Here is a 9020-nt window from a genome sequence, read left to right on the forward strand (position 1 = left end):
AGACCTTTGCATAAATATGAATAATCATCAAAACGCCATCTTTCATCAAATTACAAACTTTTTAAAAACACCCTTGGCCCTGCTAGGAGTGGATTTAAAAAATTTCCAATTTAATAAAATCTGTCATTTTGCTAATCATCCCTATTTATGCAAAGGCCTCTTAGAGGAATAAGTAAATATGTATAATTAATAATCAGTTATAACAACACAAAGGACAACCCCATGCCAGGACAAACAAAATACTTCATCAGCAACACCAACGGCTTCTTCGTCAACTGGTATTCCGATATCACCGGACTTGAATCTCACGGACAAGCATTAAAAGCATCTGGCAATAGTGGAGACGATGCCGTCTATGTAGGACAAGGCACCAAAGTCGATGCAACAGGGCTTACTTCAACAGGTGGCAATGATTCAATTTATTTAACCGGCACTTTTAACAACTACGAACAAACACTAGATGGCAATACCTACACCTTCAAAAGAACTGTTAATATTAACGGTACTGAATACCAAGAAGAAGTCTCCTTCACAGCCTCTAATGGCGATAGGGTTTATTTTGCAGATGGTTTTGTTAAGATTGATATAACCGGCAATGACGGGCTATTAAATTTAAATACAGGCGCTTTTAAGAGAATTGAATCCACTGATATTGACAACAGTGAGTCAACTCCAGGTTTGGGGATTGGTTTAAGTATTACTGATGACAAGTCCGACACCGCTAAAGTTGGTGAAGTTATTACCTATACCTTTACTTTTGATGAAGCAGTTACAGATTTTGATATAAATGATATTACAGTTACAGGCGGTACAAAAGGTACTTTTGCCTCTGTTAATGGTAGTGAAAGTGTCTATACTTTAGAACTAACCCCTCCTGCAAACAGCAAAGGCATAATAAGCCTTACAGTAGCCGTTGATGCTGCTACTTCTAAAGTTAACACAGCACTAAAATCAGTTGCTGCCAGCAATAATCAAAGTTTTGATACTCAAGCCCCAACTTTGATTATCAGCGATGACAAGGCTGATGCTTTAACCCTTAAAACTGGCGATACAATCACCTATACCTTTACCTTTAGTGAAGCAGTAACAGGTTTTGATAAAAGCGTTATCAACATCAGCAATGGTGCTATTAAGACAGGTACTGATTTAATTGCCAGCACAACACCTGCTGATGCAGGTAAAGTCTATACCTTGACCGTTGTACCTAGCAGTGACCTAGATGTAGGTTCTAACTTAACAGTGTCAGTGTCTGCTAATCCTGCAATTACAGACAGTGCGGGCAATGCTTACAGCACAACAGCAGCAAATAACGAGCAAGCAATTGACACCAAAGCCCCAGTAGCAGCACTCAGTGGCAATATGGCACCTAATGCAAACTTAACGATGACCTTTTTAGAGGCAGTTACAATAAACACAGCAGGCAGTATTGTCATTTATGATAAAGCCAACTCTGACACTCTTATTACGATTGATATAGCTAACCAAGTTAGTCTTGATAGCACCAAAAAAATTATCACTATTAATCCAGGTAGTGATTTAACAGTCAACAAGAATTACTATGTCAAAATTGATGCAGGCACTTTTAAAGATACTGCAGGTAATGATTACGAGGGTATTGACAGCGATAGTGGTTGGGGCTTTCTGGTTTCTTCATTCACCACCACAGCACAATGGGTAGATGCAAGTGGCAACTCTGTTAGCGACAATGGTATCAATGCCAGTGAATTTAGCACACTTGCCATTCAAGGCACATTAACAAATTCTGGCGGTGCAGCAGGCGTTGTTATCAGTGCTATTACATTTAAAGCAGCCAGTGGAACAGCCAATGACAAAGTTGTAGATACCAGTAACCTACCCACTTTTGCATCTGCCAATGGTACCGAATGGACATTAGCCAATAGTAAAATACCGGCTTTAGTCAGTGGCGAGACCTACACAATTGAGATAAATTTATCTTCAGCAGGTGGTGGCACAAGCACAGGTGGCAATACCACCCCTGTTTTAATTGACACTGCTGCCCCAATCATAACAGGCTGGGCAGTCAACTCACCAACAGATGGGCAATCAGGCTTTAAAGTGGATGATGTTATTGAGTTAACCATGACAACCAATGAAGCACTCTCGTTAAGCAATGCTACCAGTAGCAAAGTGACCATTGGTAATAAGGAATTTACACTAGATACCGGCAAAGGTGCCGCCAAAGCAGGGGCATCAGTAGATGAGTTAAAACAATTATTCTTTACCTACACTGTCAAAGTCGATGATAGCGTTAGTAAAGCAGATTTTGAGATTACCAGTGCAAGTGCAATTGCCTTGACAGGGGTAACCGATGCAGTAGGCAATATAGTTGCCACCACAGGCACTTATCCTGTTGAATTAGACCGTAATGTTGATGGTGTAGTGCCAACTATTGGAGACATTACACTAAACTGGGGAGATATTTTAAACGCTATTGAAGACAACAGCAATGGCACTGTAACAGTTGCTACAACTGGTGTAGAAAATAATCAAGAAGTCTCGCTAGTTATTAACCAAAAAACTTATACAGGTACTGTTACCAACAATAGTGCAACCATTACTGTTGCAGCCACAGATTTACAAGCATTAACCCATGGACAAACTTACAGCTATAAAGTCAATATAAAAGATACTGCTGGTAACCCAGCGATAGAGAAAATAGGTGATTTTAAAGTTGATACGGTTGCACCAACTGTAACCATTACTGACAATGAAGACGCTACAGCCGAAGCACTTTCTACCACAATCGCTTGGATAGGTGCCGATGATAACTACATTAATGATAGTGAAAAAGACGCAACCGCACTCTCAGGCACAGTAGCGGGAGCAGGTACCTTATCTATTACTAAGATTGAGTTTTTTGAAGGTAGTAATACAGTAGGCACAGCAATAACTTCAGGATTACCAGCTGTTGCAGCTGACGGCACTTGGGCACTCGCACATTCTGCTATGCCATCTGAATTAGCCGATGGAAAAACCTACACGGCTGTAGTAACGATTAGTGATGGCACCAATTCAGCAATTAGCACTAGCACAGCAGTAACTTATGACATCATTAACCCAACCCCAATCACGACCAATCCATGGACTCTAAGCAATATTCCAGCAGGACAATCTGCTTTTAAGACAGGCGATGTTATCAGCCTAACTTTGACAATGAGTGAGACCTTGAAACTTAATAACACCACAGGCTCTAAAGTGGTCATTGCAGGCAAAGACTTTGTTTTGGATAAAACTGCCTCTACAACTGCAGGTGATAAGAAACTGGTGTTTAAATATAGCGTTCAAGCTGGGGATAACATTGCCTCTACAGACTTTGATATTGACAACCCAACAGGCGATATTACGCTAAATAATATAACAGATGTCGCAGGTAATGCACCAGTATTTACCGCTGATAGAGTAGTGTTGACTAAGCTTGAGTATATTGAAAAAACAGGTTCGGGCAATAATCCTTTTAATGGCATTGATGTGGGAGGTTATTCCACGCCAAACTTGGCCGATATTGACGGCGATGGCGACCTGGATTTGGTGATGGGTGAGGCTTATGGCACCCTTAAATACTATCAAAATACAGGCACTACTTCTAACCCTGCTTATGAAGCAAAAACTGGAGATGGCAATCCTTTTAATGGCATTAATGCGGGGTTTTTTCCCAAACCAACCCTAGCTGATATTGATGGCGATGGTGATCTAGATTTGGTAGTGGGTGAGAATGATGGCACCCTTAAATACTATCAAAACACAGGCACTACTTCTAACCCTGCTTATGAAGCAAAAACTGGAGATAGCAATCCTTTTAATGGCATTGATGTGGGAAATGCTGCCTCACCAACCCTAGCCGATATTGACGGCGATGGCGACCTAGATTTGGTGATGGGTGAGAGGAATGGCACCCTTAAATACTATCAAAATACAGGCACTACTTCTAACCCTACTTATGAAGTAAAAACTGGAGATAGTAATCCTTTTAATGGCATTGATATGGGGAATCTTTCCGCACCAACCCTAGCCGATATTGACGGCGATGGCGACCTGGATTTGGTGATGGGTGAGGCTTATGGCACCCTTAAATACTATCAAAATACAGGCACTACTTCTAACCCTGCTTATGAAGCAAAAACTGGAGATGACAATCCTTTTAATGGCATTGATGTGGGATATTCTTCCAAACCAACCCTAGCCGATATTGACGGCGATGGTGATTTAGATTTGGTAGTGGGTGAGGCTGATGGCACCCTTAAATATTACTACAATCAACAACCTTCTTCTGTAGATGGACAAGCCCCAACTCCAACGGCTACTAACTCATGGACTCTAAGCAATATTCCAGCAGGACAATCTGCTTTTAAGGTAGGGGATGTTATCAGCCTAACTTTGACAATGAGTGAGACCTTGAAACTTAATAACACCACAGGCTCTAAAGTGGTCATTGCAGGCAAAGACTTTGTTTTGGATAAAACTGCCTCTACAACTGCAGGTGATAAGAAACTGGTGTTTAAATATAGCGTTCAAGCTGGAGATAGCATTGCCGCTACAGACTTTGATATTGACAATCCAACAAGCGATATTACGCTAAATAATATAACAAATGTCGCAGGTAATGCACCAGTATTTACCTCTGATAGAGTAGTGTTGACTAAGCTTGAGTATATTGAAAAAACAGGTTTGGGCAATAATCCTTTTGAGGGTATTGATGTGGGGTATGTTTCTGTGCCAATCTTGGCTGATATTGACGGCGATGGCGACCTAGATTTGGTGGTGGGTGAGAATTATGGCACCCTTAAATACTATCAAAATACAGGTACTACTTCTAACCCTGCTTATGAAGTAAAAACTGGAGATAGCAATCCTTTTAATGGCATTGATGTGGGGAATTTTTCCGCACCAACCCTGGCCGATATTGACGGCGATGGCGACCTAGATTTGGTGGTGGGTGAGAATTATGGCACCCTTAAATACTATCAAAATACAGGCACTACTTCTAACCCTGCTTATGAAGTAAAAACTGGAGATAGCAATCCTTTTAATGGCATTGATGTGGGAAACGCTGCCTCACCAACCCTAGTCGATATTGACGGCGATGGCGACCTAGATTTGGTGGTGGGTGAGTTTTATGGCACCCTTAAATACTATCAAAACACAGGCACTACTTCTAACCCTGCTTATGAAGTAAAAACTGGAGATAGTAATCCTTTTAATGGCATTGATGTGGGGTATTATTCCACACCAACCTTGGCTGATATTGACGGCGATGGCGACCTAGATTTGGTGGTGGGTGAGACTGCTGGCACCCTTAAATACTATCAAAATACAGGCACTACTTCTAACCCTGCTTATGAAGCAAAAACTGGAGATGACAATCCTTTTAATGGCATCGATGTGGGAAATGCTGCCTCACCAACCCTAGCCGATATTGACGGCGATGGCGACCTGGATTTGGTGGCGGGTAAGAATGATGGCACCCTTAAATATTACTACAATCAACAATCTTTTTTTGTAGATGGACAAGCCCCAACTCCAACGGCTACTAACTCATGGACTCTAAGCAATATTCCAGCAGGACAATCTGCTTTTAAGACAGGCGATGTTATCAGCCTAACTTTGACAATGAGTGAGACCTTGAAACTTAATAACACCACAGGCTCTAAAGTGGTCATTGCAGGCAAAGACTTTGTTTTGGATAAAACTGCCTCTACAACTGCAGGTGATAAGAAACTGGTGTTTAAATATAGCGTTCAAGCTGGGGATAACATTGCCGCTACAGACTTTGATATTGACAACCCAACAAGCGATATTACGCTAAATAATATAACAGATGTCGCAGGTAATGCACCAGTATTTACCGCTGATAGAGTAGTGTTGACTAAGCTTGGGTATATTGAAAAAATAGGTTCGGGCAATAATCCTTTTAATGGCATTGATGTGGGAGGTTATTCCACGCCAAACTTGGCTGATATTGACGACGATGGCGACCTGGATTTGGTGGTGGGTGAGAATTATGGCACCCTTAAATACTATCAAAATACAGGCACTACTTCTAACCCTGCTTATGAAGCAAAAACTGGAGATAGCAATCCTTTTAATGGCATTGATGTGGGATATTCTTCCAAACCAACCCTAGCCGATATTGACGGCGATGGCGACCTGGATTTGGTGGTGGGTGAGTTTTATGGCACCCTTAAATACTATCAAAATACAGGCACTACTTCTAACCCTGCTTATGAAGCAAAAACTGGAGATGACAATCCTTTTAATGGCATTGATGTGGAGTATTATTCCACACCAACCTTGGCTGATATTGATGGCGATGGTGATCTAGATTTGGTAGTGGGTGAGATTTATGGCACCCTTAAATACTATCAAAATACAGGCACTACTTCTAACCCTGCTTATGAAGCAAAAACTGGAGATGACAATCCTTTTAATGGCATTGATGTGGGGTATTTTTCCTCACCAACCCTAGCCGATATTGACGGCGATGGCGACCTAGATTTGGTGATGGGTGAGGTTTATGGCACCCTTAAATACTATCAAAATACAGGTACTACTTCTAACCCTGCTTATGAAGCAAAAACTGGAGATGGCAATCCTTTTAATGGCATTGATGTGGGATATTCTTCCAAACCAACCCTAGCCGATATTGACGGCGATGGTGATTTAGATTTGGTAGTGGGTGAGGCTGATGGCACCCTTAAATATTACTACAATCAACAACCTTCTTCTGTAGATGGACAAGCCCCAACTCCAACGGCTACTAACTCATGGACTCTAAGCAATATTCCAGCAGGACAATCTGCTTTTAAGGTAGGGGATGTTATCAGCCTAACTTTGACAATGAGTGAGACCTTGAAACTTAATAACACCACAGGCTCTAAAGTGGTCATTGCAGGCAAAGACTTTGTTTTGGATAAAACTGCCTCTACAACTGCAGGTGATAAGAAACTGGTGTTTAAATATAGCGTTCAAGCTGGAGATAGCATTGCCGCTACAGACTTTTATATTGACAATCCAACAAGAGATATTACGCTAAATAATATAACAAATGTCGCAGGTAATGCACCAGTATTTACCTCTGATAGAGTAGTGTTGACTAAGCTTGAGTATATTGAAAAAACAGGTTTGGGCAATAATCCTTTTGAGGGTATTGATGTGGGGTATGTTTCTGTGCCAATCTTGGCTGATATTGACGGCGATGGCGACCTAGATTTGGTGGTGGGTGAGAATTATGGCACCCTTAAATACTATCAAAATACAGGTACTACTTCTAACCCTGCTTATGAAGTAAAAACTGGAGATAGCAATCCTTTTAATGGCATTGATGTGGGGAATTTTTCCGCACCAACCCTGGCCGATATTGACGGCGATGGTGATCTAGATTTGGTGATGGGTGAAGGTAATGGCACCCTTAAATACTATCAAAATACAGGCACTACTTCTAACCCTACTTATGAAGCAAAAACTGGAGATAGCAATCCTTTTAATGGCATTGATGTGGTAAATTATTCCTCACCAATCCTAGTCGATATTGACGGCGATGGCGACCTAGATTTGGTGGTGGGTGAGCGTGATGGCACCCTTAAATACTATCAAAATACAGGCACTACTTCTAACCCTGCTTATGAAGTAAAAACTGGAGATAGTAATCCTTTTAATGGCATTGATGTGGAGAATCTTTCCGCACCAACCCTAGCCGATATTGACGGCGATGGCGACCTAGATTTGGTGGTGGGTGGGAGTGATGGCACCCTTAAATACTATCAAAATACAGGCACTACTTCTAACCCTGCTTATGAAGCAAAAACTGGAGATGACAATCCTTTTAATGGCATTGATGTGGGATATTCTTCCTCACCAACCCTAGCCGATATTGACGGCGATGGCGACCTAGATTTGGTGGTGGGTAAGTATGATGGCACCCTTAAATACTACTACAATCAACAACCTTCTTCTGTAGATGGACAAGTTCCAACCTTTACAGAAAAAACCAGCGATACCAATGTCTTAGGCGAGCCTTCAAATCTAGTAATTGAGTTTTCTGAAAACATCAAAACAAATGGTGGCATTGTTGAAATCTGGAATAGCGCAGAAAAAGTTGCAACTATTAGCATTACTAATGCTAATATTAGCGACACAACACTCACTCTTAACCCAAATAGTTTAACTTCAGGTGTTTATTACATCAAAATGGCATCAGGCGTTATAACTGACACCTCGGGTAATGACTTTGCAGGTATTGATAATACCTCAGGTAAAACTTGGGCATTTGCATATAATTTTTATATCGGCACCGATAACGCCGATACTATAACGGGCAGTGCAGGTGACGATACTATAAATGGTGGTGCAGGCAACGACACTATAAATGGCGGTGCAGGCAGTGATATTTTTGTTTATGCAAGTACAGATAATGGCGAAGACACCATAACTGGCTTCATATTTGGTGCTGGTGGCGATAAATTAGATTTAAAAGATTTTATTACTGCTAGTGGTAACCAAGCGACACTTTTTGCTAATATTGATAAATATATTACAGTGTCAGATACTGGCACTGCAGGTAGTGCCAAACTAACGATTGATGCTGATGGCACGGTTACAGATGATGTTGCTGATTTGGTTATCAATCTACAAGGGGTTTCTGGTATTGGTGGCTCCTCTACTCCCGACACAGTTGCATTAGGGCACTTTATAACTGATAATCTTATTCTTGTATAAAGTAAGACACCTATAAAAACAAAAACCCGCCTTATTAAAGCGGGTTTTTTTTATGGAAAAATATCAACCAAAAATTTAAAAATTTAAAAACTTGAACTTAGAGAGACCTTTGCATAAATATGAATAATCATCAAAACGCCATCTTTCATCAAATTACAAACTTTTTAAAAACACCCTTGGCCCTGCTAGGAGTGGATTTAAAAAATTTCCAATTTAATAAAATCTGTCATTTTGCTAATCATCCCTATTTATGCAAAGGCCTCTTAGAGGAATAAGTAAATATGTAT

The 9020-nt window shown here is 40.9% G+C and carries 3 protein-coding genes; all 3 read left to right on the forward strand.

Going from position 1 to position 9020, the window contains the following annotated elements; genetic code table 11:
- The first annotated feature begins 16 nt into the window (after positions 1–16).
- The 3 genes from AB8525_RS04710 to AB8525_RS04720 all read left to right on the forward strand — a co-directional run bounded on the left by AB8525_RS04710 (position 17) and on the right by AB8525_RS04720 (position 9008).
- The gene (locus tag AB8525_RS04710) at positions 17–172 is read left to right on the forward strand and encodes a hypothetical protein (protein ID WP_369151063.1); all 156 of its coding nucleotides are present in this window, start codon (positions 17–19) and stop codon (positions 170–172) included.
- A 50-nt stretch (positions 173–222) separates the two neighbouring features.
- A complete protein-coding gene (locus AB8525_RS04715) occupies positions 223–8733 on the forward strand; it encodes an FG-GAP-like repeat-containing protein (protein WP_369178907.1) in 8511 nt (2836 codons plus the stop codon).
- A 119-nt stretch (positions 8734–8852) separates the two neighbouring features.
- Entirely contained in the window at positions 8853–9008 is a 156-nt protein-coding gene (locus AB8525_RS04720) for a hypothetical protein (protein WP_369151063.1), read from the forward strand.
- Positions 9009–9020: the final 12 nt, after the last annotated feature.

Origin of the sequence: Candidatus Thiodubiliella endoseptemdiera, assembly GCF_964212635.1 — a bacterium.
Classification (GTDB): domain Bacteria; phylum Pseudomonadota; class Gammaproteobacteria; order PS1; family Pseudothioglobaceae; genus Thiodubiliella; species Thiodubiliella endoseptemdiera.

Excerpts from the sequence above, each read along its gene's own strand:
- AB8525_RS04715 (WP_369178907.1), top strand. The coding sequence starts at position 223 with ATGCCAGGACAAACAAAATACTTCATCAGCAACACCAACGGCTTCTTC.
- AB8525_RS04710 (WP_369151063.1), top strand. The coding sequence starts at position 17 with ATGAATAATCATCAAAACGCCATCTTTCATCAAATTACAAACTTTTTA.
- AB8525_RS04720 (WP_369151063.1), top strand. The coding sequence starts at position 8,853 with ATGAATAATCATCAAAACGCCATCTTTCATCAAATTACAAACTTTTTA.